At 64.6% G+C, this 23,946-nt stretch carries 29 protein-coding genes and 2 tRNA genes; 6 read left to right on the top strand and 25 right to left on the bottom strand.

Going from position 1 to position 23,946, the window contains the following annotated elements; genetic code table 11:
* Positions 1 to 78: 78 nt before the first annotated feature.
* The 4 genes from AC6H0N_RS08840 to AC6H0N_RS08825 form a co-directional block, all read right to left on the bottom strand.
* Positions 79 to 2,310 (bottom strand): TonB-dependent receptor, encoded by a 2,232-nt coding sequence (locus tag AC6H0N_RS08840; RefSeq protein WP_497573727.1) that lies wholly within the window; start codon positions 2,308 to 2,310, stop codon positions 79 to 81.
* A gap of 225 nt (positions 2,311 to 2,535) precedes the next feature.
* Positions 2,536 to 3,540: a FecR family protein gene (locus AC6H0N_RS08835; RefSeq protein WP_497573726.1), complete on the bottom strand. Its 1,005-nt coding sequence runs from the start codon at positions 3,538 to 3,540 to the stop codon at positions 2,536 to 2,538.
* A complete protein-coding gene (locus tag AC6H0N_RS08830) occupies positions 3,537 to 4,091 on the bottom strand; it encodes a sigma-70 family RNA polymerase sigma factor (protein ID WP_497573725.1) in 555 nt (184 codons plus the stop codon). The genes AC6H0N_RS08835 and AC6H0N_RS08830 overlap by 4 nt, the downstream gene beginning before the upstream one ends.
* Before the next feature lie 164 nt (positions 4,092 to 4,255).
* Complete coding sequence (locus AC6H0N_RS08825; protein ID WP_497573724.1) at positions 4,256 to 4,876, bottom strand: DUF2238 domain-containing protein; 621 nt, start codon at positions 4,874 to 4,876, stop codon at positions 4,256 to 4,258.
* A gap of 159 nt (positions 4,877 to 5,035) precedes the next feature.
* On the opposite strand from AC6H0N_RS08825, the gene AC6H0N_RS08820 reads away from it, so the two are divergent.
* Positions 5,036 to 5,689 (top strand): TetR/AcrR family transcriptional regulator, encoded by a 654-nt coding sequence (locus tag AC6H0N_RS08820; RefSeq protein ID WP_497573723.1) that lies wholly within the window; start codon positions 5,036 to 5,038, stop codon positions 5,687 to 5,689.
* Between the two features lie 56 nt (positions 5,690 to 5,745).
* Here AC6H0N_RS08820 and AC6H0N_RS08815 read toward each other — a convergent pair.
* Together AC6H0N_RS08815 and AC6H0N_RS08810 are read right to left on the bottom strand one after the other, a co-directional pair.
* Positions 5,746 to 5,821: transfer RNA gene (locus AC6H0N_RS08815), tRNA-Thr, on the bottom strand.
* 23 nt (positions 5,822 to 5,844) lie between these two features.
* A complete protein-coding gene (locus AC6H0N_RS08810) occupies positions 5,845 to 7,377 on the bottom strand; it encodes a fumarate hydratase (protein WP_497573722.1) in 1,533 nt (510 codons plus the stop codon).
* A 259-nt stretch (positions 7,378 to 7,636) separates the two neighbouring features.
* On the opposite strand from AC6H0N_RS08810, the gene acs reads away from it, so the two are divergent.
* The 5 genes from acs (at position 7,637) to AC6H0N_RS08785 (ending at position 15,779) form a co-directional block, all read left to right on the top strand.
* A complete protein-coding gene (gene acs, locus AC6H0N_RS08805; protein WP_497573721.1) occupies positions 7,637 to 9,607 on the top strand; it encodes an acetate--CoA ligase in 1,971 nt (656 codons plus the stop codon).
* Between the two features lie 470 nt (positions 9,608 to 10,077).
* Positions 10,078 to 12,228 carry a 3'-5' exonuclease gene (locus AC6H0N_RS08800; protein WP_497573720.1) on the top strand — a complete coding sequence of 717 codons (2,151 nt, stop codon included), beginning with the start codon at positions 10,078 to 10,080 and terminating at the stop codon, positions 12,226 to 12,228.
* Entirely contained in the window at positions 12,228 to 14,282 is a 2,055-nt protein-coding gene (locus AC6H0N_RS08795; protein ID WP_497573719.1) for a sodium:solute symporter family protein, read from the top strand. The genes AC6H0N_RS08800 and AC6H0N_RS08795 overlap by 1 nt, the downstream gene beginning before the upstream one ends.
* A gap of 53 nt (positions 14,283 to 14,335) precedes the next feature.
* Positions 14,336 to 14,426 (top strand) — tRNA-Ser (locus AC6H0N_RS08790).
* A gap of 177 nt (positions 14,427 to 14,603) precedes the next feature.
* The gene (locus AC6H0N_RS08785) at positions 14,604 to 15,779 is read left to right on the top strand and encodes a tyrosine-type recombinase/integrase (protein ID WP_497573718.1); all 1,176 of its coding nucleotides are present in this window, start codon (positions 14,604 to 14,606) and stop codon (positions 15,777 to 15,779) included.
* Here AC6H0N_RS08785 and AC6H0N_RS08780 read toward each other — a convergent pair.
* The 19 genes from AC6H0N_RS08780 to AC6H0N_RS08690 all read right to left on the bottom strand — a co-directional run bounded on the left by AC6H0N_RS08780 (position 15,772) and on the right by AC6H0N_RS08690 (position 23,937).
* Entirely contained in the window at positions 15,772 to 15,975 is a 204-nt protein-coding gene (locus AC6H0N_RS08780; protein ID WP_497573717.1) for a hypothetical protein, read from the bottom strand. The two genes, AC6H0N_RS08785 and AC6H0N_RS08780, sit on opposite strands and share 8 nt — an antisense overlap.
* Positions 15,972 to 16,184: a hypothetical protein gene (locus AC6H0N_RS08775; RefSeq protein WP_497573716.1), complete on the bottom strand. Its 213-nt coding sequence runs from the start codon at positions 16,182 to 16,184 to the stop codon at positions 15,972 to 15,974. Before AC6H0N_RS08775 ends, AC6H0N_RS08780 begins: the two co-directional genes overlap by 4 nt.
* 3 nt (positions 16,185 to 16,187) lie before the next feature.
* A complete protein-coding gene (locus AC6H0N_RS08770) occupies positions 16,188 to 16,547 on the bottom strand; it encodes a hypothetical protein (RefSeq protein WP_497573715.1) in 360 nt (119 codons plus the stop codon).
* Positions 16,547 to 16,849 carry a hypothetical protein gene (locus AC6H0N_RS08765; RefSeq protein ID WP_497573714.1) on the bottom strand — a complete coding sequence of 101 codons (303 nt, stop codon included), beginning with the start codon at positions 16,847 to 16,849 and terminating at the stop codon, positions 16,547 to 16,549. Before AC6H0N_RS08765 ends, AC6H0N_RS08770 begins: the two co-directional genes overlap by 1 nt.
* Entirely contained in the window at positions 16,846 to 17,364 is a 519-nt protein-coding gene (locus AC6H0N_RS08760) for a hypothetical protein (protein WP_497573713.1), read from the bottom strand. Before AC6H0N_RS08760 ends, AC6H0N_RS08765 begins: the two co-directional genes overlap by 4 nt.
* Positions 17,361 to 17,681, bottom strand: coding sequence for a hypothetical protein (locus tag AC6H0N_RS08755; protein ID WP_497573712.1), 321 nt, complete (start codon positions 17,679 to 17,681; stop codon positions 17,361 to 17,363). Before AC6H0N_RS08755 ends, AC6H0N_RS08760 begins: the two co-directional genes overlap by 4 nt.
* A complete protein-coding gene (locus AC6H0N_RS08750) occupies positions 17,678 to 17,911 on the bottom strand; it encodes a hypothetical protein (protein ID WP_497573711.1) in 234 nt (77 codons plus the stop codon). Before AC6H0N_RS08750 ends, AC6H0N_RS08755 begins: the two co-directional genes overlap by 4 nt.
* Positions 17,908 to 18,711, bottom strand: a complete 804-nt coding sequence (locus AC6H0N_RS08745; RefSeq protein ID WP_497573710.1) for a DNA methyltransferase family protein — start codon at positions 18,709 to 18,711, stop codon at positions 17,908 to 17,910. Before AC6H0N_RS08745 ends, AC6H0N_RS08750 begins: the two co-directional genes overlap by 4 nt.
* On the bottom strand, positions 18,708 to 19,226 hold the full coding sequence (locus AC6H0N_RS08740) for a hypothetical protein (protein ID WP_497573709.1): 519 nt from the start codon (positions 19,224 to 19,226) through the stop codon (positions 18,708 to 18,710). The genes AC6H0N_RS08745 and AC6H0N_RS08740 overlap by 4 nt, the downstream gene beginning before the upstream one ends.
* 118 nt (positions 19,227 to 19,344) lie before the next feature.
* Entirely contained in the window at positions 19,345 to 19,650 is a 306-nt protein-coding gene (locus AC6H0N_RS08735) for a hypothetical protein (protein ID WP_497573708.1), read from the bottom strand.
* The gene (locus AC6H0N_RS08730) at positions 19,647 to 20,285 is read right to left on the bottom strand and encodes an HNH endonuclease signature motif containing protein (protein WP_497573707.1); all 639 of its coding nucleotides are present in this window, start codon (positions 20,283 to 20,285) and stop codon (positions 19,647 to 19,649) included. The genes AC6H0N_RS08735 and AC6H0N_RS08730 overlap by 4 nt, the downstream gene beginning before the upstream one ends.
* Positions 20,279 to 20,545 carry a hypothetical protein gene (locus tag AC6H0N_RS08725; protein ID WP_497573706.1) on the bottom strand — a complete coding sequence of 89 codons (267 nt, stop codon included), beginning with the start codon at positions 20,543 to 20,545 and terminating at the stop codon, positions 20,279 to 20,281. The genes AC6H0N_RS08730 and AC6H0N_RS08725 overlap by 7 nt, the downstream gene beginning before the upstream one ends.
* On the bottom strand, positions 20,539 to 20,859 hold the full coding sequence (locus AC6H0N_RS08720; protein ID WP_497573705.1) for a hypothetical protein: 321 nt from the start codon (positions 20,857 to 20,859) through the stop codon (positions 20,539 to 20,541). The genes AC6H0N_RS08725 and AC6H0N_RS08720 overlap by 7 nt, the downstream gene beginning before the upstream one ends.
* Entirely contained in the window at positions 20,856 to 21,551 is a 696-nt protein-coding gene (locus tag AC6H0N_RS08715) for a hypothetical protein (RefSeq protein ID WP_497573704.1), read from the bottom strand. Before AC6H0N_RS08715 ends, AC6H0N_RS08720 begins: the two co-directional genes overlap by 4 nt.
* Entirely contained in the window at positions 21,548 to 22,021 is a 474-nt protein-coding gene (locus AC6H0N_RS08710) for a hypothetical protein (protein ID WP_497573703.1), read from the bottom strand. Before AC6H0N_RS08710 ends, AC6H0N_RS08715 begins: the two co-directional genes overlap by 4 nt.
* Before the next feature lie 2 nt (positions 22,022 to 22,023).
* Positions 22,024 to 22,647, bottom strand: a complete 624-nt coding sequence (locus tag AC6H0N_RS08705; protein WP_497573702.1) for a hypothetical protein — start codon at positions 22,645 to 22,647, stop codon at positions 22,024 to 22,026.
* Positions 22,644 to 22,853 carry a hypothetical protein gene (locus AC6H0N_RS08700; protein ID WP_497573701.1) on the bottom strand — a complete coding sequence of 70 codons (210 nt, stop codon included), beginning with the start codon at positions 22,851 to 22,853 and terminating at the stop codon, positions 22,644 to 22,646. The genes AC6H0N_RS08705 and AC6H0N_RS08700 overlap by 4 nt, the downstream gene beginning before the upstream one ends.
* Entirely contained in the window at positions 22,850 to 23,296 is a 447-nt protein-coding gene (locus AC6H0N_RS08695) for a hypothetical protein (protein ID WP_497573700.1), read from the bottom strand. The genes AC6H0N_RS08700 and AC6H0N_RS08695 overlap by 4 nt, the downstream gene beginning before the upstream one ends.
* Positions 23,297 to 23,583: 287 nt before the next feature.
* Positions 23,584 to 23,937 (bottom strand): Lcl C-terminal domain-containing protein, encoded by a 354-nt coding sequence (locus AC6H0N_RS08690; RefSeq protein ID WP_497573699.1) that lies wholly within the window; start codon positions 23,935 to 23,937, stop codon positions 23,584 to 23,586.
* Positions 23,938 to 23,946: the final 9 nt, after the last annotated feature.

The raw sequence follows: 23,946 nt of genomic DNA, 5'->3' as shown, positions 1-23,946 counted from the left end.
ATTGCGCGGCCGGGCGGTGGCGCTAGGGCCGCCTTCTGCCCGCAGGCTGGGCGTGTGCGACCAAAGCGCAGCGAGCTGTCACGGCAGGGCGACGTCGAAGCCGATCCACACGACCCGGCCGAGCTTGCCTTCGTCGGTGACGGCTACACCCTTCACGGCCGAGCCGAAATGGCGCTCATCCGTCAGGTTCTCGACGTGGGCGCGCACTGTCCAGCGCTTGTTAACCGCCCAATGAGCGCCCAGATCGATGCGTGTGAAACCGCCGCGCTCGACTACCGAATCGTCGGCGGCCACCGCCTCGTAGCCGCTGGAGCGGAATGCCGCAGCCCACAGCCCGAGTGAATCGAAGGGCTGGTAGTCCACCCGCAGGTTGTACTGGTGCTCGGGCACCGACGTGGTCTGGCCGTCCCAGAAGATGTTGCCGTTGACCTTGCTGCCGTCAGCGCGGATGGCTTCCAGCTCCAGCACGCGGGTGTAACCGGCACGCAGCGCCAGTCGCGGCGTGAGGCGCGCGAGCACTTCGAACTCCAGGCCGCGTTGATTGACCGTCATGCTCTCGATGGCGCCAGCATTGCGGCGCGGTACGCCGTCCTGTTCGATCTCATAGATGGCGAGGTCGGCGTGCCCGAGCGAGAAGTCCTGACGCACGCCGAATTCGACGGTGCGAGAGTCAACAATGTCATCGCCAGCGCCGCTGCCATTGAGGGCGTCGGTGCCGAAGTTGCCGTACTTGCCGATGAAGCGGTTGTAGCCGGTGGCCACCGAGGCGCGCAGGCGGGTCCGTTCCATCACGCTCCACGCCGCTCCGAGCGTGTACGAGAACAGCGAGTCGTCCTTCAGATTGTCGGCCTGGGTGACGCCGTTGAGTTTGATGTGATTGTCGAAGCGCGTGTACCGCGCACCCGCGTTCAGCGCCAGATTGCCGTCGAAGACGAAGCTGTTCTCGGACTTCAACGAGACATCGCGGAAGGTGTTGTGCCATTGCTGATCGCGCAGGTATTCGGTGCGCTTGTGTTCGATGCCGAGCTTGCCGTCGTAGCGCACACCGTCGGACAGATCGGTGCCGAGATGGTGGTCGACGAAGAAGATGTCGTTGTCGATGCTGCGGTCGCGGTTGCGTGCCGCCCATTCGGCGCGACTGTCAGTACGTAGGTAGCCGAAGCGCAAGCTGCGCTCGTCGTCGAGTGCCACGTCGAGCAGGGCACTGGCCAGGTTCTCGCGGCTGGTGATGGATTCGACCGCGCCGTTGCGGATGATGTCGGGACGGCTGGTGTCGCGGATCACCAGCAACTCGCCGCGAACGTTCTCGTTGAAGTTCCAGCCGAAGTTGCCGAGCACGTCGCGCACGCTCTGGCGCTGCAGGTTGGCCGGCTCACCGTCGTAATCCCCGTTCATCGCGCTGCCGGCAATGTAGTAGTCCCAACGCTCGTTGTGATCGCCGGCTTCCACCTGGCCTATCACCTCGCCGACGCTGCTCGCGTCAAACGACAGCATGCGGTGGGCGTCGAGCGAGCGGCCAGATTTGAGGCGGTACTCCACCACACCGCCGTCGGTGCCTTCGCCATAGCCGACGGCCTGACCGCCCTTGTGGACGTTGATGGCGTCGATGGCGATGGACGGGATGAAGGTATTCGAATAGCCGCCGCCTTCCTGGTCGGAGGTGGTGTATGCGGGCAGACCGTTGATCGATTTGGCAGCGCCCCAGTCGCCGAACGTACGGATCTTGGTGCCGCCGCCAAAGCGGTCACCGTTGCCGGGCTGGTTCATCATGCCGGTCACGCTGTAGCGCAGGGCGTCGCCCTTGTTGGCCGGACTCATGCTGCTGAGCGTCTCGCCGTCGGCAGACGACATCGAACGGCTGGCCACAAAGGCCTCGCGGCTGCGCTGCAACTGAAGCTGGGACGGATGGATGGCGTTTGCCGTGACCTCGATGGTCTGCAGTGTCGTTTCCGACGAGTCTCCGCCTGCAGCCATTGGCTGCAGGGCGTAGCTGCCGTCCTTCTGCACTGAAGCCTTCAGCCCCGTGCCGGCGAGCAAGGTGGCGAGAGCGCCCTGCACCGTGTAGCGGCCCTTGAGGCCAGGACTGGTCTGGCCGCCAGTTGCTCGTTGCGCGCCCACCAGGTAGATCCCGGCTTCAGCCGCGAAGCGCGTCAGCACTTCGCTCAAGGGGCCGGACGGGAGGTCATAGTCGCGGCTGGCCGTAGTGGAGGCGGTGGCCTGCGCCGCGGCCGTCGGGGCGTAAGCGGTCAGGACGCAGACGCCGAAGAGTGCGAGATGAGCGGCCAGCGCCAGGGGGCGGACGGCGGGCATTCGAGGCGTCGGTGAAGGCCGGGCGGGCGTCCTGAGGTGGTGGTGAGACATATGCGGATTCCTGTTGGTTGGTTCGGCAATGGCGAGGGGCCGCGCTGCCGTGGCCGACCGGATGCAGGCAGATCCGTGCGCAGGCTCCTCTCACCCTGTAGAACCATCGAACGACCAGAACCCGGAACCACTTTTTGAATATTTCGTGCGCGCGTCCGTCTTCGCGCTGGCGATCTAGTTGCGGGGCGCGGCTTCGATGCTGGTCCACCACGGCAGGGGGTGCTCGACGCGGATCGGTAGCGCAGCGGCCAGCATGTGCAATGCGCGATCGGTATCGCGGACCGGAAAGGTGCCGAAGACGCGCAAGTCGGCGATCTCCTCGGCAACGCCGAGGTGGCCCTTGCGGTAGCGCGAAAGCTCGCGAATGACATCGCGCAGCGGCAGGTTGTCGACGGTCAGGGTATTGCGCGTCCAGCTCTCGCGGGCCAGCGGGGCAGCGTCTGGCGGGGTGATGCGGTGTGCGGTGAAGCGCAGCTTCTGGCCACGCTGCACGACGAGAACGTCACCGCTTGCGGCGGTGCGGACTTCGACGGCGCCGTCATGAACCGTCAGGTGCACTTCGTCCCCGTCTTCACGAACGTTGAAGCGCGTGCCGAGTGCGCGCAGTTGCCCCATGGCCGTGTCGACGAAGAAGGCGCGCCCGAGGTCCTTTGCGGTATCCACCAGAATCTCTCCGGTGATCAGCCGGACCCGTCGCTCGACGCCGTTGAACGCGACATCAATGGCGCTCGCGGTGTTGAGCCACACGCGGGTGCCGTCACTCAGCGTCAAACTGCGCTGCTCGCCGACGCCGGTGCGGTAATCGGCACGCCAGGCGACGAGGCCTGGCAACGGAGCGTGTTGCCAGCCCAGCGCGCCAAGCACGCCACTGCTGGCGATTGCCGCGAGGCCGAAGAACGCTCTGCGGCGCGAACGCAGGCGTTCTTCGGCGGCATGCAGTGCGTCGACGGTGTGTTGCGGCCGGGGCGTGCTGCGAAGCGGTTCGAAACCGCGGCCGATATCCTGCACATACCGCCACGCGCGCCGGTGTTCTTCGGCCGCGTCCAGCCAGCGTTCCCATTCTGTGCGCAGCCGCACGCCGGCCCTGCCATCGCGCAGGCGGGCGTACCAGAGTGCCGCCTGTTGCAGCACGGCGTGGGAGGGTTGGCCTGCAGCGGCGCGGCTGATGCGCTCACTCACGCGTCGGGCTCGCAGCACAGTTCGAGCGCCGTCTGGCGTGCGCGCAGGCTCAGGCAGGCGGTCATGGCCTGGGCAACATACTTGCGCACCATGCGCCCGGATATGCCCAGCTCGGCGCCTACGCGGTCGTCGCTCAAGTCGCAGATGACGGCCAGCGTAAAGGCGCTGGCGGCCTTGGGGGAGAGGGCGTGCAGCATCTCACTGAGTTCCTGCAGAGCCTGCAACACGATGGCCTGCCGCTCTGCAGAGGGGTAGTGACTGGCGGGCGCGGCGGCCAGGGTTTCGAGCCACGCGCGCTCGATCTCCTGTCGTCTCCACTGATTGATGCACAGGTTCTGCGCGGTCGTGCGCAGATAGGCGCGCGCTTCGGCGATGGTGTGGAAACAGTGCTGGCTTCGGCTCGTGATCAGCCGCAGGAAGGTGTCCTGCGCGAGGTCGGCGGCTTGGTGAGCGCAGCCCAGGCGTCTGCGCAACCAGCTCAGCAGCCAGCCGTGATGGCCGACGTAAAGGCTTTCGACTTGCTGCACGTGAGTGAACTCGGTGCTGGCCACGATGTAGGTCCCGTACGTGAGTGGTGGCGGCCGACACTGACCGAATAAAAATGAGAATGGTTATTATTCTATGTTCACCGCCGGTGATGTGCAATGCTTCGGTTGATGAGAGACGCGCGTTGGCTAAAAAAAACGCAGGGCGGAGCCGAGAGCGCAGCCGCGGGTCAGCTGGTGAAGCCGCCCAGTCGGGCGAGCTGCCGATCATGCAGCCGGCTGAACAACAGCTGCGCCAAGATCGCACCGCTGAGCGCGAGGAACATGTCCCATTGCGCGTCCCACACGTCGCCCTGGGCGCCTAGAAACTCCACGGCGCCGTCGGCCCACAGCACTGCGGCCTGCCATTCGATGAGTTCATAGCCGGCGCTGATGCCCAGGCAACTAAGCGTGACGAGTGCGAACAGCCATTTGCCGGCACGCAATGGCGAGGTACGCAACAGCAGTTCGCGCGCCACGATGGCGGGCGTGGCGCCCTGAAAGAAGTGTCCGATGCGGTCGTAGGGATTGCGCGCGAGATCAAGCCATTCCTGCAGCGTAAAGCCGAGCGGCACGCGGGCGTAGGTGTAGGCGCCGCCCAGGATCAAGACCAGAGCGAACAGCGTGATCATCGAATAGGTGAGGGTGGTCAGCGGGAAGCGGCGCGCGCTGACCACGAGCAAAGGAATCGCAATGAACACCGGCATGACCTCGGCCAGCCAGACCTCGCGCTCGTAGGGCGCAATGCCCGACCAGATCAGCGTGACCGATACCAGCACCAGCATGCCGAGTGGCAATTTGTAGGACCGCATGGTCGGAATTCCTCCAGCGCATCAATGCGCTGATTCTATGGCGGAGGGGGCCGCAGAAACATTCCGAGCGGGCGAGTTGCAATTGGATGCGATTGCGCCCGACCGTTTTATGCAATATCGACCAAAATTACGACTGGATTTCTCGAAAGAGTGCAGTCAATGACACCGCAGCAAACTCCACGCAAGAGCCGTCGTCGCACCGTGCAAGGTGCCCAGACGCGCGAGGCCATTCTGGATGGTGCCGCTCAGGTGCTGGCTACGCTCGGCCTGGCGGGATTCTCGATACCGCAGGTGGCTTCGACTGTCGGTATCGCGCCGGGCAATCTCACCTACTACTTCCCGACGCGCGAGGATCTCGTGCGGGCCTTGTCTGATCGCTTGCTCGATCAGTACGCGAAGCGCTTTGAAGAGATGTGTTCCGAGTTGGCCCTGCGCGAAGACGTCGGCCTGAACGAAGTGGTCGACTGGCTGCTCGACGACGCGGTCGCGCACGATACCGTGCATATGTTCCCTGAACTGTGGGCCATGGCGAACCAGCACGCCTTTGTGGCCGAGAGTCTCGACCATATCTACGACGGCGCGATGCGTACGCTGGTACAGGCGCTTGGCGTGTCGCCCGACAACGTCGCTGCAGATGAACTCAAGGCCTGCGCCTACCTGCTGTGCTGCGTGTCGGAAGGCAGCACGGCCTTGTTCGGGCGTGGGGGTGTCGGGGATCCGCGCTTTGTGGCGATCAAACGGCAGGCAAAGCGCGTCATGGTGGCGGCTCTGCAAGAGGCAATGCACAAGGCGGAGCCGGCCGCTGCGAATTAGGCGAAGAGTCGTGGACAAGAAAAAAGCCAACCCGTCGGTTGGCTTTTTTCTTGTTGTGGTGCCGCTTGTCGGATTCGAACTGACGACCTACCGCTTACAAGGCGGTTGCTCTACCAACTGAGCTAAAGCGGCGCGGGCCGGATTATAGCTCGTGTTCAGGCGATGGCTACCGGGATGCCTGCGATCTTTGCAGCCCATTCCTTCGGGCCGGTCTCGTGCACGCTGGTGCCTTGTGAATCAACGGCCACCGTGACCGGCATGTCGACCACGTCAAATTCGTAAATGGCTTCCATGCCCAGATCCTCGAAGCCAACGACTTTCGCGGTTTTGATGGCCTTGGATACGAGATAGGCCGCACCGCCGACGGCCATCAGGTAGGCCGAGCGATTGTCGCGGATGGCCTCGATGGCGGTGGGGCCGCGTTCGGCCTTGCCGACCATGGCGATCAGCCCGGTCTGCTCCAGCATCATGCGCGTGAACTTGTCCATGCGCGTGGCGGTGGTGGGGCCGGCAGGGCCGACGGCTTCCTCGCGCACCGGGTCGACCGGGCCGACGTAATAGATGATGCGATTGGTGAAATCGACCGGCAGCTTTTCGCCCTTGGCGAGCATGTCGGCGATGCGCTTATGCGCGGCATCCCGCCCGGTGAGCATCTTGCCGTTGAGCAGCAGCACCTGGCCGGGCTTCCACGAGGCGACTTCTTCCTTCGTCAGCGTATCCAGATTCACGCGCGTGGCGACTTTGGTGTCGGCCTGCCAGGTGACGGCCGGCCAGTCTTCGAGCTTCGGCGTTGCGAGGTGTGCGGGGCCGGAGCCGTCGAGGTGGAAATGCACGTGGCGGGTGGCCGCACAGTTCGGGATCATCGCCACCGGCAGGCTGGCGGCGTGGGTGGGGTAGTCGAGGACCTTCACGTCGAGCACGGTGGTGAGGCCACCCAGACCCTGCGCGCCGATGCCCAGCGCATTGACCTTGTCGATCAGTTCCAGACGCAGCTCTTCGACACGCGACAGCTCGGCACCGGAAGCCGCCTTGTCGCGCAGTTCGTGGATGTCACAGGGCGCCATCAGCGATTCCTTGGCGAGCAGCATGGCCTTCTCGGGCGTGCCGCCGATGCCGATGCCGAGGATGCCCGGCGGGCACCAGCCTGCGCCCATGGTCGGTAGCGTCTTGAGCACCCAGTCGACGATCGAGTCGGACGGATTGAGCATGGCGAGCTTGGACTTGTTCTCGGAGCCGCCGCCCTTGGCCGCACAGATCACTTCCAGATGATCGCCCGGCACCATCTCGACGTGCACCACGGCCGGCGTGTTGTCCTTCGAGTTGCGGCGCGCGCCGGCAGGGTCAAGCAACACCGACGCGCGCAGTTTGTTGTCGGGATGGTTATAGGCGCGGCGCACACCCTCGTCGATCATCTCCTGCACGCTCAGCGTGGCGTCCCAGCGCAAATTCATGCCGATCTTGAGGAAGACCACGGCAATCCCGGTGTCCTGGCAGATCGGGCGATGGCCTTCGGCGCACATGCGCGAGTTGGTCAGGATTTGCGCGATGGCGTCTTTTGCTGCGGGGCTCTCTTCGCGCTCCCAGGCTTTGCCGAGTGCCTGGATATAGTCGAGCGGGTGGTAGTAGCTGATGTACTGGAAGGCGTCTGCGATGGACTGAATCAGGTCGTCCTGGCGGATGACGGTCATTGCGCTTCTCCGGGGCAGTAGGGCTTGCTGTCGTGTACGCGAGCCGCGATGGTAAATGAGAGCAAGCCTCTGGGCAGGTCGGGATTCTACCAGCGCTCGCAGGCGGGGTATGATTGAAACCGGTTGTGCTGCAGCGCGGTGCCCAGTAAGTCTTGTGTAAGACCAATGACTTTTAATGGAGCAACCGCTGGCCGACCGGAAACCGCGCCGACAGAAGCCCGCGGTACAGGCACAGAACAGAAAATGAGGAGACGACAACATGTCGAGCGAACAGCAAGCCCGGATCTATCAACCGTCCCCCGAAGCGGTCGGGCGCGCGACGGTATCGGGCATGGATGCCTACCGCGCGCTGTGCGCCGAGGCGGAGCGTGACTACGAGGGCTTCTGGGCCCGCCACGCGCGCGAGCTGATCGATTGGAAGACGCCCTTTACGCAGGTGCTCGACGAGAGCGACGCGCCGTTCTTCAAATGGTTTGCCGATGGCAAGCTGAATGTTTCGTACAACTGTCTGGATCGCAACGTCGAGGCTGGCAACGGCGACAAGCTCGCGATCATCTTCGAGGCCGATGACGGCACGGTGTCGCGCATCACCTACGCTGAACTGCTCAAGCGCGTGTGCCGCTTCGCCAACGCGCTGCGTGGCATGGGCGTGAAGAAGGGTGATCGCGTCATCATCTATCTGCCGATGTCGGTCGAGGGCATCATCGCGATGCAAGCCTGCGCCCGCATCGGCGCCACGCATTCGGTGGTCTTCGGCGGGTTTTCGGCGAACGCGCTGCGCGACCGCATTGAGGACGCCGGCGCGGTGGCGCTGATTACCTCGGATGGCCAATTCCGCGGTGGCAAGACGCTGCCGCTCAAGGCCATTGCTGACGAGGCGCTTGATGCGCCGGCTGCAAAATCGGTCAAGAACGTCATCGTGCTCAAGCGCACGGGCATGGAAGTGACCATGGTCGAAGGGCGCGACCGCTGGATGCACGAGGTTGTCGAAGACCAGTCCGACATCTGCGAGCCGGAATGGGTCGAGGCCGAGCACCCGCTGTTCATCCTGTACACCTCCGGTTCCACCGGCAAGCCCAAGGGGGTGCAGCATTCGTCGGGCGGCTATCTGCTGCAAGCCACGATGTCGATGAAGTACACCTTCGATATCAAGCCGGATGACGTCTTTTGGTGTACCGCTGACATCGGCTGGGTTACCGGTCATACCTACGTGTGCTACGGCCCGCCGTCCTGCGGCGCGACGCAGATCGTGTTCGAGGGTGTGCCGACCTATCCGGATGCGGGCCGCTTCTGGCGCATGGTGCAGGATCACAAGGCGACCATTTTCTACACCGCCCCGACGGCGATTCGTTCGCTGATCAAGGCGGCTGAAAACAACCCCGACATCTATCCGACCAAATACGATCTGTCCTCGTTGCGCATCCTCGGCACGGTGGGTGAGCCGATCAACCCGGCGGCCTGGGAGTGGTACTACGAGAACGTTGGTGGCAGCCGCTGCCCGATCGTAGATACCTTCTGGCAGACCGAAACCGGTGCCCACATGATCACGCCGCTGCCGGGCGCTACGCCAATGGTGCCGGGCTCGTGCACCTTGCCGTTCCCCGGCATCCAGGCTGCGGTGGTGGACGAAACCGGCACCGAGGTGGCCAACGGCAACGGTGGCATCCTGGTCGTAAAAAGGCCGTGGCCGTCGATGATCCGTACGATCTGGGGCGACCCCGATCGCTTCCGCAAGACCTATTTCCCGGATGACTTCAAAGGCAAGCTGTATCTCGCCGGCGACGGCGCCATCCGCGACAAGGACACCGGCTACTTCACGATCACCGGCCGTATCGACGACGTGCTCAACGTCTCCGGTCATCGCATGGGCACGATGGAAATCGAATCGGCGCTGGTAGCCAACGATCAGGTTGCAGAGGCCGCCGTGGTCAGCAGGCCGGACGATGTGACGGGCGAAGCCATCGTGGCCTTCGTGGTGCTCAAGGGGCCGCGTCCGAGCGGCGATGAAGCCAAGGCCATGGTCAAGATGCTGCAGACCTGGGTTGGCCAGGAGATCGGCCCCATCGCGCGCCCCAAGGACATCCGCTTTGGTGACAACCTGCCCAAGACGCGTTCGGGCAAGATCATGCGGCGCTTGCTCAGACAGCTTGCGAAGGGCGAGGAAATCACGCAGGATACGAGCACGCTCGAGAATCCTGCGATTCTGGATCAGCTCAAGACAGCGATCTGAAATTGCTCACAGGTTTACAGGAGGAGGCTGGGCACAAGGGCGCGAGATGAAGGAGGCGGCGTCTGAACAACAAGGTTTCCGGTGCAACGGAGTGCCAATGCGACCTCGGTCACGTAGGCATCGACGGGAGGGCAGCGGAAACCCTGTTCGGTTCGACGGCGGACTACCGACACGTAGTCGCCTGCCCAGGTAGGGGGGAAAGCGCGCGAAAGCGCGCTTTTTTTTTGCCGCCACGCCGCCCCAAGGCAAAACAGCCCTCCCAATACAGCGAATCAGCGCTAGCGGACGAGCAAGGGTGCATTTTTTCTCGGACAGGCCTGCAGGCCATTGCAGCCGGATGCGACAATTCCGGACAGTGCGGAGGATGGAGTGCCGGGTACCGTGATGCGCATCAGCAACCAGTCGGACACCGTTTTGGGTGTAGGCGTTGTGCCGCGCGGTGAGCATTCCCGTGGGCACGGAGAGGGCGCATGAGCACCCGCGGCCGCTATGTGTGCGGCGTGGCAGCGTTGGCGGTGCTGATCTTTGGCTCCGTGGCGCTGGCAGGCTGGGTGTTCTGGGCGGTGGCCTCGGAAGAGGCTAGGGCTGCCTGGCTGAGCGCTTGGCGCGGACACGTGGCGCCAGTGCTTGCGGCGCTGGTGCTGACTTTTGTGGCGGCTGCCACCGCCCTGCGTTCGCTGCTGCACGCTTATTTCCAGCGCGCACGCCTGATCGGCGAGCAGATCGGGACCATGAATGAGGCCAATCCGGGTCTGCGGCTGGACGAATCGGTGCCGGAGGAGTTTCGCGCCATCGTGCGCAGCGTCAATACCCTGGCCGATTGCCGCGATGCCTTGCGTCGGGGCGTTGCCGAACGTGTTGATTGCGCGCGTAAGTCCCTTGAAGTCGAGCGCAACCGCCTTGCCGCGCTGATGGGAGAGCTCACTCAAAGCGTGGTGGTGTGCAACCGGGACGGCCGCATCCTGCTCTACAACGCGCTCGCGCGGCAGCAGTTTCGGGCGTTGTCGCACGCGCCGGAGGTGGCTGATGGCGTCGAACTGATCGGTCTGGGGCGCTCGATCTATGCCGTTGTCGACCGCGGCGTGGTCGGCCATGCGCTGGATGTAATGGACCGTCAGCGTCGTCGTGGGATCGCGCACCCCGCGGCAAGCTTCATTTGTGCCAGGGGCCGTAGTCTGCTGCGCGTGCGCATGTCACCGGTGCCGCAGAGCGATGGTCAGCAGGACGATGCGGCGGGCGGTTTCATCCTGCTGTTTGACGACATCACCGACGATTTCGAGCTGGAACGTCGCCGCGACCGGCTCTTGCAAGGGGTGACCGACGACCAGCGTGCCGGGTTGGCGCGCATCTCGGCGGCGCTGGCCGAGCTTGAGCGCACTGCGGATCAGCCAGCCATGCAGCCGCAGCTAAAGGCCATAGGCACGGCTCTGGCCGAGCTTACCCGCCGTGTTGATGTTGCCAGTCGCGACTTTGCCGAAACAGCGCGCGGCCGATGGCCGATGGAAGACATGCGCGCCAGTGATTTGCTCGAAGCGGCCAGGACGCGCATCGAGGCGCATTGCCCGGTAACGGTGGATGTTTCTGCGGGCGACGACGACTGGCTGCGCGTCGACAGTTTTTCGCTGTTGCAAGTGCTGGTTTTTCTGGCAACGCGCCTTTTCGACACCTTTGATCTGCGCGCTCTGGAATTGTGCGCAGGACGCGAAGCGCAGGGGTTGTGCCTCGATCTGGCGTGGCGCGGACATGCCGCGAGTACCGAGACCTTGATGTCGTGGGAGCTGGATCCGATTCAGAGCGACGGCCACGACAGTCCGCTGAGCGTGCGCGACGTGCTGCAACGTCATGCTGCGGAAATGTCGGTACAGCGGGACAAGGCCGGCCAGCGCTCGATGCTTCGGCTGGTCTTGCCGATGTGCACGCCAGCCGCGGAGCCGGCCAGCCCAGGTGCGCAGATTGAGAGCCGGCCCGAGTATTACGACTTTGATCTGTTCAACTCGCCGGACCAGGCCCAGGCGCACGACGATCAGTTGCTCAGCGTGTTGAGCTACACCGCCTTTGATACCGAAACCACCGGCCTCGACCCGTCCGGCGGCGACGAGATCATCCAGATTGGCGCGACCCGCATCGTCAACGGCAAGTTGCTGCGCGGCGAGTCCTTTGAGCAGTTGATCGACCCGAAACGCCCGGTGTGTGCCGAATCGGTCGCGATTCACGGAATTCATCCCGAGATGCTGCTTGGCCAGCCCGAGATCGGTGCCGTTCTGCCAGCTTTTCGCGCTTTTGCCGCCGACACCGTGCTGGTGGCGCACAACGCCGCTTTCGATTTGCGTTTCCTGCAGATGAAGCAGGACGCCACCGGCGTGGTGTTCGACCTGCCGGTGCTCGACACCTTGCTGCTGTCGGCGCTGCTGCATCCGAACCAGGAATCGCATCGCCTGGAGGCGATTGCCGAGCGCCTGGGGGTGACTGTGGTGGGGCGTCACACTGCGCTGGGCGACGCGCTGGTGACCGCCGAGGTGTTCATTCGCATGCTGCCGCTGCTCGCCGAGCGCGGCATCCGCACCTTGGGCCAGGCGCGTAGCGCGAGCGAGCAGACCCACTACGCGAGGCTCAAGTACTGATGGACGGAGAGGCAAAAGCCTTTGGGCGGCGCCTGGTGCGCAACTACGTACTGTATGCGCTGACATTTGCTGCGCTGCTCGGCGCGCTCGCCCTCGGTGAGCAGATGGGCATGTCGCAGGGCGCGATCGGGCTGGTTTTCCTGTGCGCCACGGTCGGCATGTATGCCGGCATTGGCGTGGCCAGCCGCACCTCCGATCTCAACGAGTATTACGTGGCCGGCCGCCGCGTGCCGCCGGTGTTCAACGGCATGGCCACCGCGGCCGACTGGATGAGTGCTGCATCCTTCATCGGCCTGGCGGGCACGCTGTACTTCTCGGGCTTCGAGGGGCTGGCCTTCGTTACGGGCTGGACCGGTGGTTTCGTGCTGGTGGCGTTGTTGCTGGCGCCGTATCTGCGGCGTTTCGGTCAATACACCATTCCGGATTTTCTCGGCGCGCGTTACGAGGGCAATGCGGTACGCGTTGTCGCGGTGATTGCAGCCGTGCTGGCAAGCTTCGTCTACCTGGTGGCGCAGATCTACGGCGTGGGCCTGGTCACCAGCCGCTTTGTCAGCGTGGAGTTCGAGATCGGCTTGTTCATCGGTCTGGCCGGCATTCTCGTGTGTTCCTTCCTTGGTGGAATGCGCGCCGTGACCTGGACGCAGGTCGCGCAGTATCTGGTGCTGATCGTGGCCTACCTGGTGCCGGTCATCATGCTGTCGTACAAAGCCACCGGCGTGCCGGTGCCGCAGGTCATGTACGGCACGGTGATGCAGCAACTGTCCGAGCGTGAAGGTGAGCTGATCTGGGACTGGCGCGAGGCCGAAGCGCGCGAACAGTACCGCTTGCGCGCAGAGGATTACCGCATCCGCATTGCCGGTCTGCCGGCCTCGCTGGAGCACGAGCGCAGCGCGCGCATTGCCGAACTCAACTCCTTGCTGGCGAGCGATGCGCCCGCGCGCGAGATCGTGCAGCTTGAACGCACGCTGCGCGACATTCCGCTTACACCGGAAGACGCGCGTGAACACTGGGGCGACGAACGCACCGAAGCCTTGCGCCGTGCCGCTGTGCCTGCGCGCTTTGCCGAAGCGCATCCCGGCGTGCTACCCGAGGTTTCCGCGGTGTCGCGCAACAACTTCATCGCGCTGGTGTTCGTCCTGATGATGGGTACGGCCGCGCTGCCACACATCCTCTCGCGCTACTACACCACGGCGGGCGTTACGCAGACGCGCACCTCGGTGTTCTGGACCTTGTTCTTCATTCTGCTGCTGTATCTGGCGGCACCGGCCTATGCGGTGTTCGCGCGCTGGGAAGTGTACAGCAATCTGGTCGGCACCGAGATCGCCGCCTTGCCGGCCTGGGTGGCCTCATGGGGCAAGGTCGGCTTGGTCAGTTTCGAGGACATCAACGCTGACGGCATCCTGCAGCTGGCCGAACTGAGCCTGAACACCGACGCCATCGTGCTGGCGACGCCGGAGATCGCCGGTCTGCCCTACGTTGTGGCGGGTCTTGTGGCGGCCGGAGGGCTGGCTGCTGCGCTGTCTACCGCGGACGGCCTGCTGCTGACCATCTCCAACGCCTTGTCGCATGACTTCTACTACAAGGTGCTCAACCCCAAGGCGCCGCCGCATCGGCGGTTGCTGATGTCAAAGTCGGCCCTGCTTGTGGTGGCGGTGGCGGCCGCTTGGGTGGCGTCGCTGCGGCCGGACAACATCCTGTTCATGGTCGGGCTGGCCTTCTCGCTGGCAGCGTCCGCGTTCTTTCCCGCGTTGGTGCTCGGGATTTTCTGGAAGCGCGCAAACCGGGCAGGGGCCATTGCCGGCATGGTCAGCGGATTGCTGCTGACGATGTACTACGTTGCGCGCACGCATTCGTTCTTTGGCGGCAGCCTTGCCGATGCATGGCTGGGCATCAATCCGGTGTCGGCCGGTGCCTTTGGTGTGCCACTTGGGTTTGTGATGACCGTTGTGGTCAGCCTGCTGACAGCAGCGCCGTCGCGCGAGTCCGCGCGCATGGTCGATTTCGTGCGCTCGCCCGAGGAACGTCCCGGCGAAACCGCGCGCAGCGAAACATGAGTGCTACAGGGGTTTCGCTGCGCGCGAGTTCTGCTAGAATGCGCGGCTTCCGCGGAGAGGTGGATGAGTGGTTTAAGTCGCACGCCTGGAAAGCGTGTTTGGGATAATATCCCAACGCGGGTTCGAATCCCGCCCTCTCCGCCACGTCATTCCTGCACTGCCCCACCTGATGCAGCGCCACCCCACCAAAAGCCGCGTACAATCGCGGCTTTCTGGTATCTGGAACCCCGCTAAAGCCCACACAACACGACCCATCAACGCGCTGGAGCACGGCGTGTGTGTGGGTAGATTTGTGGGTATCGCGGAACGCTGGGGGTGGGAATGCCTACAAATCGCCTCAATGATGCGCAGTGCCGTGCCGCGAAGGCTGGCGAGAAGCCGGTGAAGTTGTTCGACGGCGGCGGGCTGCATCTGTATGTGACGCCGGCGGGGTCGAAGTTGTGGCGTATCGCTTATCGGCTGGATGGGGCTCCGCAGACGATGAGCCCGGGCGCCTACCCGGCGGTGTCGTTGTCGGCTGCGCGTGAGGCTCTGTCTGATCTGAAGGCGAAGCTGCGGGCTGGTGAAGACCCTCGCACGCCACGGCATCGCAAGGCCGGTGGTATGACGCTGCGCGCGGGTGCGGAGGGCTACATAGCCTCGCGTCTGGATGCGTCGCCGGCGTACCTGCGCAACATGGCCAGGGGGTTTGAACGCCACATTTTCCCGCGCCTGGGCGATCGGGCTTTGAGCTCGATCAGCCGGCAGGATCTGCTCGACGTGCTGTTGCAGATGGATGAGGCGGGGCGTCACAGCTATGTGCGCAAGTTGCGCATGTGGGTGAGTCACGTGTTCGATTGGGCGTCTGAGCGTGGCGGGTGCGACAACAACCCTGCGGCGCAGATCCGGCCGGAGAAGGCTTTCACGCGGGTGGCGGTGGAGCACTTTGCGGCGGTGGAGTTGCGCGAGGTGCCGGCGCTGCTGCAGCGGCTGGAAATCGAGGGCGAATTGACCAGCGCGCTGGCCTGCCGCATGTTGGCTTACACCTGGGTGCGCACCACTGAGTTGAGGTTTCAGGAGTGGTCTGAGATTGATTGGGACGCTGGCCAGTGGCTCATACCCGGGCGCAAGATGAAGGGTGGCCGCCGCGATCACCTGGTGCCGCTGCCTCGCCAGGCGCTGGCGCTGCTGCGCCTGATGCACGAGCGCCGGCGCAGCGACCGGTACGTGTGGGAGGGGGATAGAACGCCCGCGCGCCCCATCAGCGAGAATGCCATCATCGCGCTGCTGCACCGCATTGGGTACAAGGGCCGGATGACCGGCCACGGCTGGCGCACGGTGGGCAGCACCTGGGCGAACGAGGGCGGTTACACGCCGGATGCCATCGAGCGACAGCTCGCTCACGTGCCCAAGGACGAAACCCGGGCGGCCTATAACCGCGCCAAGTACCTGCCCGAGCGCAAGCGCATGCTGCAGGCTTGGGCTGATTGGCTGGACGCCTGCCGCAAGCCTAGCTGAGCGCTGCGGCCGGGATGTTGATTCCGGCAGCGTGCAGCGTCGAGAGCCGCCACCCGCGCTTGCGCACGGACAGATCAATGTCGGGCTTCGGCAGCTTGCCGACGGCCATGTAGCGCCGGACGGTTTCGGTGTCGACATCGAGCAGGCGGGGCATGTCGCGGCGCCACACAATGCGGTCTTCTTCTGTTGTGCTCATCGCTGATTTTCCTTGTCCGGCATGGGTGTTACGTTTGCGGCCGGCACCCACTTGAGGCGCGTGCGGCCGTTGCTGACGATGATTGCCCCCGCCCCTGGCCCAAAGGTGCAGCGCTCAGCGACAGCCATGTGCTCGACGCCTTTGATCATCTTGCGGTCACCGACTTGCGGACGCGGCTTTGCTGGGGTGCTGACGATGTGGATGCGCATGGCTTAGCCCTCCGCCGGTTCCGGCAGCGGCGTGCCGTCGTTGTCTTGGTGCTGCGAGACGGCGGCGCAGGGCTTGCCGCATTTGGGGCAGTAGTTGATACCGTTTTCAAAGGGCGTGCCTTCGGTGAATGACCAGGCGGCTCCGCATTCGCCTTGCCATATCTGCGCGAACTCATTGTCGTCAAACCGCCAGAGGCACCACGCGGGATTTGCCTTCGGGGTGTAGCTGATGATCGGTTGGCCGCTGTCTGCCGATGCTTTGAGCAGTGACGGGTGGTCCGATGCGTAGGCAAAACACATGATGTTGCCGTTGTGGGCGAACACGATGTGCAGGGTTTGGGTGGCGGGGTCGAGGTGCGGCATTACATGCCCTCCCGCTTGAGGCGCTCGGTGCGCGGGCACCCCTCGGGCCGCTCGGTGGTGTAGGCGCACGGGATGTCGGCGTCGTTGCCGTTGCAGATTGGGCAGGGGCCGAGTGTTCGCGGCTTCTCGACCTGCACCCACCGATAGACCGGGTGCCCGCAGTTGGAGAGGAGCGCCCCGGCGTGCGGCCTGCCGTCCGGTACTCTGGCTCGGACGCGGATAAACTCGACGCCCCTGACGGTCTTGCGGTCGCCTTCTCGCGGCTGCTTACGCGGGGGCGTACTGCTGATCGTGATCCTCATGACACCTCCTGCGTGTCTGGTGAGATGGCGGCATCGACGATCCGCCGGGTGTCACCCTGAACGCCCGCTTTCGCATAGATAATCCAGCCCCATCGGTTCGGGTGGAGCCTCTTGTCGAAGTCGTCGAGTGGCTGCGAGTACAGTTCCAGCTTGTCGAGGCGGATTGTGTCGGGGTTAGCCACCAGCGCTTCGCGTAGGGTGGTGAGTTCGTCGCTCAGCCGGATGATCTCGTCCTGCTGGATACGGAAGTCTTGAAGCCACTTTGCCTTTTCGGCTTCCAGCGCCCGGATGTTGGCGATCAGTTCGAGGATGGTGGCGGGGTTGGCACGGGCAATAAATCTGGCGTCTGCCTCCAGCGCAGTCTTTGCAACTCGGTTAATGTTGTGCTTGTCTCCGTCGCGGTACTCCACGACGTTGAAACCGAAGTTCTCCAGCGTCCGAACATGAAACGGGCCTGGCGTTGCTTCCTTCGCTCCCGCTTCCAGCGCTGCGATCTTCTCGGTGATGTCAGTCATGTCTTGCTCCCTTCGCCCAGCGCGGCGTCGATGCGCGCGAGTAGGGCGGTCATTTGGTCGGCGTGCTCGAAGTCGTCGGGGTCTAGCTGGTGCGTTGTCGGGTCGGTGTTGCACTCGACGAAGCTCTGGCGCTCGGCGGCGATGAAAGCGCGGGCTTGGGTGAGGGCGTCGCGCATGCGCTCGGCCATCTGCATGACCGCATCGGAGACGCCACGCTGCACGTCGGCGCTGTGGCCGGCGATCATCGATAGCTGCTGCGCGCGGTCGAGCTCGGCCTTGAGGCGGTTGATGCGGGATCGTTTGCGGGCTGAGCTCATGTTTTCTTCCCCGCTTCAATCTCGGCAATCTCGCGCTTCAGCGATTGGGCGACGAGGCTGATTTCAAACCCCGTTCCGATGGCATCGTGCAGAGCCTTCTCGGCCGTACGCCGCATCACGCGCAGCGTGTATCGGTGCGGGTGTTCGTTATCCACGTCGCAGTCGATCTTGCGTACTTCGGCCATGACTTCGACAAACCTGTCGGCCAGGCTTTGTTGATTGGTGATCACGCTGCCTCCTTCAATGCGAATTCACCCGGCTGGATGCGCACGAAGTGGCGGCCGGCGATCTGGCGCACCTTCTCGCGCCACCACGGGTTCGGGGTGGGTCGGTTGCCTTCGATGCAGGCGTAGAGTTGCTGCAGCGTGGCGCGGCCGTCGCAGGCGCGCAGGGCTGCGGCTACGACGTCGCGCCAGCAGTGGGCGGTGCTGGTGTTGCCGACCATGAGGCTGCGCAGGTCGGGGTGCATGCCGCGCAGGGCGTCGAGCTCGTGGTAGAGGAAGAAGCCGGACAGCACGGTGCGCCGGGCCTTGGTGAAGTTGCACCACATGACGGGCTTGGACATCCCGGCGAACAGGTTGCGCGGCAGCAGCTCTTGCTCGATGGAGAAGCGACGGCTGATGTCGACAACCTTGCTGGCCGTCTGCAGGTAGTACACGGGCAGCAGGAAGCCGATGCGGCCGCCGTAGTCGAGCAGGTCGTGGCAGCGCTCGAGGAATGCGTCGATCAGGTCGGCGTCGTAGGGCGGGTTGCCGATGACGACGGTGGGGCGCTGCGGGATCTCGGCGCGCAGGAAGTCGTCGCAGATCACGGGGCGGCCGCTGTTGCGCGCTGCGGCTTGGGCCTGCACCGGGTCAATCTCGACGCCGAAGGCTTGCACGCCGTCGGGGATGGCCAGCAGGAAGCGGCCGTCTCCGCATGCCGGGTCAGCCACCACGTCTGCCGGGCCGAGGTTGCCGAAGTGCCGGCGCACCAGAAGCTCGGCCGCCCAGGTGGGGGTGAAGTATTGGTTGAGGGTGGCGCGGGTCATGCGGCCACCTCTCGCAAATGCCGGCGCGCGCGGCATTCCTTGAGCTTCGCCTTATAGCTGGCCTTTGCGGCCTTCTTCGTGATGCACCAGTCGCCGGCCAGTTCAATGCCGCCGTATGGGTCGGGGCGCACCATGCGGTACTGCGTGGGTTCGCTGTAGCTGTACTCCCACTTCGGAAGGGATCGGCCGCAGATGAATTCACCGAATGAGTAGCCCACGTCGGCTGCGAGAAATTCTCCGTACAGTCCGCGCTTTCGCGGCGGCTCCGGCTGAGGAAGGTGGTCGATGGCGTACTGCAGCCCGGCATCCGTGGTGCTGAATACTTCGTCGCCGGAGTTGAGGAAGCGCGGGGATTTCTGACGCGCCATCAGTCCTGCAGCAACAAGCGCCTCCAGATCGGGTTGGTCGTGATGACCAGCACCGGCCACGAAGTGATTGCGGTACGACTCGCGGCGATCCGGGCGAAGGCCAAGTGTGTGATGGAGTACGGCGAGTTGGCTGGGTGTGATATTCACGCTGCAATCCTCCTTACCGCCAGATGCGGCGCATTGAGTTTGAGGAAGCCCACGGCCATGAGCGGATCGACGCTGTTGCCGACCATGCGGACCTGGGCGGATTTTGGGTTCATGCCCGTCACCGCGCCTTGTTGATGATTCGGCGCCCGCCGGGGATGTCCTGCACGGTGCGGGCGGTGCCGTTCGGCAGGGCCTGCTGGCCGGGGGTGGGCTGTTCCGGCGCCGGCAGGAAGGTGCTGGCCGGCGTGGTGCCGGTGGCGCGGGCGTAGTCGACTTCGACCTTGGCGGTGTTGATGATGGTCTGCGCGACTTCGCTCACGGCCTTGGCGCGGTCGAGCTCCATGGGGTTGGTGGGGTCGCGCAGGGCGGCAAGAGTGTCGAACAGGTGCCCGCGCAGGGTGTCGATGGTGTTGGCGTTGCTCATGGCTGGTTGCTCCCTTCGAGGGTGTTGATGCGCCGCGTGAGTGCGGCCTTGAGGTACAGGACCTGGTTGAGTTCGGGCGGCAGGCGGTGGCGGGTGTTGCGCGCCATGAGTTCGCGCCGGGTGATGAGCTCAAGGTTGTTGATGTCGGTGTTGGTCTTGTCGCCGTCGCGGAAGACCAAGGCGTGGCCACGCGGCACGGTGCCGCCGTGCAGGCGCCAGACGAGGTGATGCACCGGCACGAAGTCGCGGCGCGAGCATCCGGTGTCGGCGATCTTGCGTTCGAGGTAGCCGTCTTTGGTGGTGCGGTAGGCGCCGACAGGCTTCCAGTTGTGGGGCATCTTGCCGGGCTTGAATTGGGTGGCCGGCGATAGCTGCAGGCCCTTCATTCCCTTGTTCCACGTGTCGTGGCCGGGCTTGAAACAGCCGGCCGTGCTGCCGCGCCCTTCGGCCCAGCGCTTGCGCGTGACGGCTGCAATCTCTTCGGGCGTGCGGCGCAGGCCTAGCTTGGCGGCGCGGTTGTATACGCCGGGGAGGCTGCGGCCGATCTGCTCGGAAATCTCGGCCACGGTGTGGTGGGGCCACAGGCGCAGCAGGGCGGCGTCTTCTTCGGCGGACCAGAGGCGGGGGGTCAGCATGTGCGGATGCCCTCGTCGAGGCGATGCCCTTCCGTCCGGCTGCAGCAGGCGGGGTATTGCAGCCCGGACCAGATGCTGCATGAGATGGATTTGTGAACGCTGTTGCACTCGGGGCACATCCAGCGCCCGCGCGATAGGCCGGCCCGGTAGGTGTAACGGTCGTTGAACACCTTGGCGATGGCGGCGCGCTCTGCCTTGTCGCGGTCGGCGGCACGCTGCTCGGCGGCGGATTTGAGGATGCTGCGGAGGTAGGTCAGCATGCTTTCCACCATGCAATCGAGAAGTTGCTTTCCACGCGGTAGTGCAGCTGCCGGTGCCGTTCGGCCAGGGCTTTTAGGCGGTAGGGGATGGCGGCCACCGGCACGCCGATTTCGCTGGCGAGGTCGCTGGGGGTCTTGGGGTCGCCGAGTTTGAGGATGCGGACGATTTCGGCCTCGATCTGGTCGTGCGTGAGGGTGTCGTCTTCGGGCTCTTCGTCTTCGCGGTGGCGGGCGCTGGCTCGGCCGGTGACGGCGCGGGCGGCGGGCTTGGCGTGGGCGGGCTGGATGCCGGCGGTGATGAGGGCGAGGGTCATGCGCTCACCTGCTTGAACTCGACGACCCATACCAAGGGGTTTGCGGCCCATGATCCGGGGCCGTTGATGGATTCCCACAGGTCGCGGAAAGGCCCGACGGCGGCGCGCTTATAGATGTCGGCGCGTCTCTCGGCGTCGGCGCCGTAGAGCCACATTTGTCGAACCTCGCTCGGGGTGATGCCTTCGGCTTTCGCATCCGCCCCGCTGATGTCCTGCAGCCGCTCAACGCGGACGCTGACGATTTCGAGCAGGATGCGAGAGGCCCAGCGGGGCATGAACATGCCGGGGCGCAGCTTTCCCATCCCGGCAGGCTTGGGTGCATCGGCTTCGTAGTGAGTGAAGCTCTCGACATTCATCAGGTCACGTGGCGGGATGTCGTCTGCGCCGGCAACGGTCCTCCATGCCTCGCGCACCCACAGGCGGTCGCCGGGCTGGCCGTAGGGGCACGGGATGATGTCCATCTCGAACGTGCCGGGGAACTCTTTGTTCTCGTGGCGGATGAAGACTCCGAATCGTCCGCGCTTGGGGTGCGGGCTTTTGATCAGGCCATAGACCATGCCGGCTTCATTCGATGTGCCGAACTCCCAGCCGGCTTGAAGCTGCGGCTTCATGACTCGCCGCGTCTGCGTCTTGGTGTTGGCCATTACCGAGCGCACCATTTCGCCCTTGAACAGGATTCCGCGCTCTTTCATTCTCCGCACCCCCGACCAATGGCGCCCGCGTCCTGCGGCGCCGTGAATTCACGCCAATGCACCCATCCTTGTTCCGGGCAGTGAAAACCCCATTCGCGGTAGCGGGGGCCGGTGATGAAGAGCGTCCAGCACGGGCCTTTGTGGAGCTCGATGCGGTGGGCGAGCTTGCCGGTGAGGCGCAGGCGGACGTTGCCGGCGTGCAGCACCTGGTGGCGCTGGATGCCGCCGGCGGCGATGGTGTGCTCGGTGTATTCACCGGCGAGCAGTACGGAGCAGTTGGCCCAGGGGTGGTCGTGCAGGGCGCGGTCGTCGTCCGACCGGCAGAAGTGGTGCAGGTAGATGTTGAACCAGCGGTTGCGCGGGATGAGCCACCAGCGGCGCAGGTAGGGGTGCAGGGCGCCGCCGATGATGAAGTCGGGGCGGCGGCTGGCTGCGTGGGCGATGAGGCGGGTTGCGAGGGTGCGGAACATGGTCAAACCCTCCAGCCCAGCAGCAGACCGGTGCCACCGCCGGCGAACTCGATGCGTAACGCAGCGGGGTGGTCTGGTGTGCCGGCGTGTGCAACGCGCACGCCAGGCAGTCGCGAGAGTTTTGCAACGTTGCGGGGGTCGTAGGGGTGCCCGAGCACCAGGCATGGATGGCGCGGATCTTCCGGGGTATTCCCAGCGCCCGAGCATTCGGGGCAATTGACTGCGGTGATGTCTGAGGTGGCGGTAATCGTCTGCCCGCCGCCGTCGCAGTTTTTGCAGTGATAGGTGTGCTGCCCGTGGTCAAACTCGCCCTTGCCGTCGCAATCTCCGCATGCGGACAGGACTGCGCGACCCGTTCCGGCGCAGACGTGGCAGAGCTCCACAGCCGGGACGGTGGTCGCATCGAGCAAGGGCACGTATCCACCAAGTTCGGGGTATCTCCCGAGTATCTCGGTGAAGGCGATGGTTGCCTCGCGAACGCTCTGTGTTCCGTCGTCCGGCAAGCGCACAAGCGCGTGACCGTTGCAAGCAACTATGTGCCCGCTTTCGCGCGTCAAATATGCCGCGTCGTGCCGTGCTCCGGGCGTGTCGCGGAACGGCAGAAGGATGGTGTAGTCGGTGCTCATGCTGGTTCCTTCTTGAGTTCGGCTTCGATGTCGCGCACCCAGCTTTCGGCATCTTCGGCAGTGGTGCGCAGGCGGTCTGCGCGCTCGATGGCGGTGGTGGTGTAGCAGCGTTCGAGCAGGTCGGCGTTGCGCTGCAGGTGGCGCACGAGTGCGCGCAGGTTGTGCAGGGCTTCGCGGGGGTAGATGGGGCGGTGGGTGATGCTCATGCGGGGGCTACCTCGGCGAGCTTTACCTCTTCAAACTCGACGATTACGAATCGGCCTTCTGAAGCGCAGCCGTCTTCCTTGATCTTGTAGCTAGCCGGGGAGTGGTCGCTGATGCCGGCAATGACTCCGGTCACGCGCCCGCCCGTAACATGCGACCCCACGGGGAAGGGCGGCTGCACGTTCCAGAGTTCGACCCATATGCGTTGCTCTTTGCGGAGCAGTTCATCGACTGCGCTCCAGCAGCCGTCAAGTTCTTCCGCCTGTATGAGCGTGAAGTCGTAGCCGCGGGCGTTCTCAAGTGCGCCTGCAAGCTGGTGTCCGTCGATGCCGGGCCGATAGACTGCAGCGATGTCATCAGGAGAAACGCCTACGCTCTCTGCAATTTCTTTCACTGCGGCGGCGATGAGACTGGCGTTTGCGGTGGGGCGGGGCGGTGTGTTCATTTGCCATTCCTTTACGTTGTGCTGCGCTCGGCAGGGCGTTACACGGTTGCCGCCGGTGGCGGCAGGCGTCTAAGGCCTGGTGGGTGGCCCGAGGCGGCTAACCGCCTCGGGGTGCTGCGCCGCGCTTTCTCGGCTGTCTGCGTGCGCCCGCCGCTACCGGGCCTGTTCGAGCCCGGTGTCCGCGCCGCCGGATACCGGCGCGGTAAAGGTCGCTCGTCTAAACACGTCACACGCTGCCGGCGTTATTGATTCCCCGCTGGGCCGGCGATGGGTGTCTGTGGGGGTGGTTAAATCGGCAATCTGCGGACGGCGCGGGCACGCAACCGGTTGTAGCGGTGGTTGTAGTACTGGTGGCCGTCGCCGAAGTGCTGGCACCACGCGAAGTCGGCGCCGGAAGCGTGCTGCGCGTCGGACCAATACCAGCCCTCCTCAAACGCATCCTTGTGGTGCGCGAACAGCAATGCCTGCTCGAACCGGTTGGGCAGCGTGCCGCCTTGCTCAGCAGCCCAGGCGGCGGCCTCTTCGTGCGTGAGTTCGTCGGCATCGCCGGGCAGCAGGAACAGGCGGTAGGGCGCCTGACCGGTGATGTGGATGTCGGCGATGTGGGTTTCGCCGGGCGCGGCTTGGGGTTCGGTGGTCATGGTGTTGCT

The sequence above is a fragment of the Pseudazoarcus sp. NS34 genome (assembly GCF_059703725.1).
This window is presented reverse-complemented; position numbering and strand designations above follow the sequence as displayed.

Bases quoted from the DNA above. Each gene is read 5' to 3' on its own strand.
- AC6H0N_RS08820 (WP_497573723.1), top strand. From the start codon at position 5,036: ATGACACCGCAGCAAACTCCACGCAAGAGCCGTCGTCGCACCGTGCAA.
- AC6H0N_RS08800 (WP_497573720.1), top strand. From the start codon at position 10,078: ATGAGCACCCGCGGCCGCTATGTGTGCGGCGTGGCAGCGTTGGCGGTG.
- AC6H0N_RS08760 (WP_497573713.1), bottom strand. From the start codon at position 17,364: ATGACTGACATCACCGAGAAGATCGCAGCGCTGGAAGCGGGAGCGAAG.
- AC6H0N_RS08780 (WP_497573717.1), bottom strand. From the start codon at position 15,975: ATGAGCACAACAGAAGAAGACCGCATTGTGTGGCGCCGCGACATGCCC.
- AC6H0N_RS08720 (WP_497573705.1), bottom strand. From the start codon at position 20,859: ATGACCCTCGCCCTCATCACCGCCGGCATCCAGCCCGCCCACGCCAAG.
- AC6H0N_RS08730 (WP_497573707.1), bottom strand. From the start codon at position 20,285: ATGCTGACCCCCCGCCTCTGGTCCGCCGAAGAAGACGCCGCCCTGCTG.
- AC6H0N_RS08705 (WP_497573702.1), bottom strand. From the start codon at position 22,647: ATGAGCACCGACTACACCATCCTTCTGCCGTTCCGCGACACGCCCGGA.
- AC6H0N_RS08700 (WP_497573701.1), bottom strand. From the start codon at position 22,853: ATGAGCATCACCCACCGCCCCATCTACCCCCGCGAAGCCCTGCACAAC.
- AC6H0N_RS08745 (WP_497573710.1), bottom strand. From the start codon at position 18,711: ATGACCCGCGCCACCCTCAACCAATACTTCACCCCCACCTGGGCGGCC.
- AC6H0N_RS08810 (WP_497573722.1), bottom strand. From the start codon at position 7,377: ATGACCGTCATCCGCCAGGACGACCTGATTCAGTCCATCGCAGACGCC.
- AC6H0N_RS08785 (WP_497573718.1), top strand. From the start codon at position 14,604: ATGCCTACAAATCGCCTCAATGATGCGCAGTGCCGTGCCGCGAAGGCT.
- AC6H0N_RS08840 (WP_497573727.1), bottom strand. From the start codon at position 2,310: ATGCCCGCCGTCCGCCCCCTGGCGCTGGCCGCTCATCTCGCACTCTTC.
- AC6H0N_RS08775 (WP_497573716.1), bottom strand. From the start codon at position 16,184: ATGCGCATCCACATCGTCAGCACCCCAGCAAAGCCGCGTCCGCAAGTC.
- AC6H0N_RS08795 (WP_497573719.1), top strand. From the start codon at position 12,228: ATGGACGGAGAGGCAAAAGCCTTTGGGCGGCGCCTGGTGCGCAACTAC.
- AC6H0N_RS08725 (WP_497573706.1), bottom strand. From the start codon at position 20,545: ATGCTGACCTACCTCCGCAGCATCCTCAAATCCGCCGCCGAGCAGCGT.
- AC6H0N_RS08695 (WP_497573700.1), bottom strand. From the start codon at position 23,296: ATGAACACACCGCCCCGCCCCACCGCAAACGCCAGTCTCATCGCCGCC.
- AC6H0N_RS08735 (WP_497573708.1), bottom strand. From the start codon at position 19,650: ATGAGCAACGCCAACACCATCGACACCCTGCGCGGGCACCTGTTCGAC.
- AC6H0N_RS08825 (WP_497573724.1), bottom strand. From the start codon at position 4,876: ATGCGGTCCTACAAATTGCCACTCGGCATGCTGGTGCTGGTATCGGTC.
- AC6H0N_RS08710 (WP_497573703.1), bottom strand. From the start codon at position 22,021: ATGTTCCGCACCCTCGCAACCCGCCTCATCGCCCACGCAGCCAGCCGC.
- AC6H0N_RS08715 (WP_497573704.1), bottom strand. From the start codon at position 21,551: ATGAAAGAGCGCGGAATCCTGTTCAAGGGCGAAATGGTGCGCTCGGTA.
- AC6H0N_RS08770 (WP_497573715.1), bottom strand. From the start codon at position 16,547: ATGCCGCACCTCGACCCCGCCACCCAAACCCTGCACATCGTGTTCGCC.
- acs (WP_497573721.1), top strand. From the start codon at position 7,637: ATGTCGAGCGAACAGCAAGCCCGGATCTATCAACCGTCCCCCGAAGCG.
- AC6H0N_RS08765 (WP_497573714.1), bottom strand. From the start codon at position 16,849: ATGAGGATCACGATCAGCAGTACGCCCCCGCGTAAGCAGCCGCGAGAA.
- AC6H0N_RS08755 (WP_497573712.1), bottom strand. From the start codon at position 17,681: ATGAGCTCAGCCCGCAAACGATCCCGCATCAACCGCCTCAAGGCCGAG.
- AC6H0N_RS08690 (WP_497573699.1), bottom strand. From the start codon at position 23,937: ATGACCACCGAACCCCAAGCCGCGCCCGGCGAAACCCACATCGCCGAC.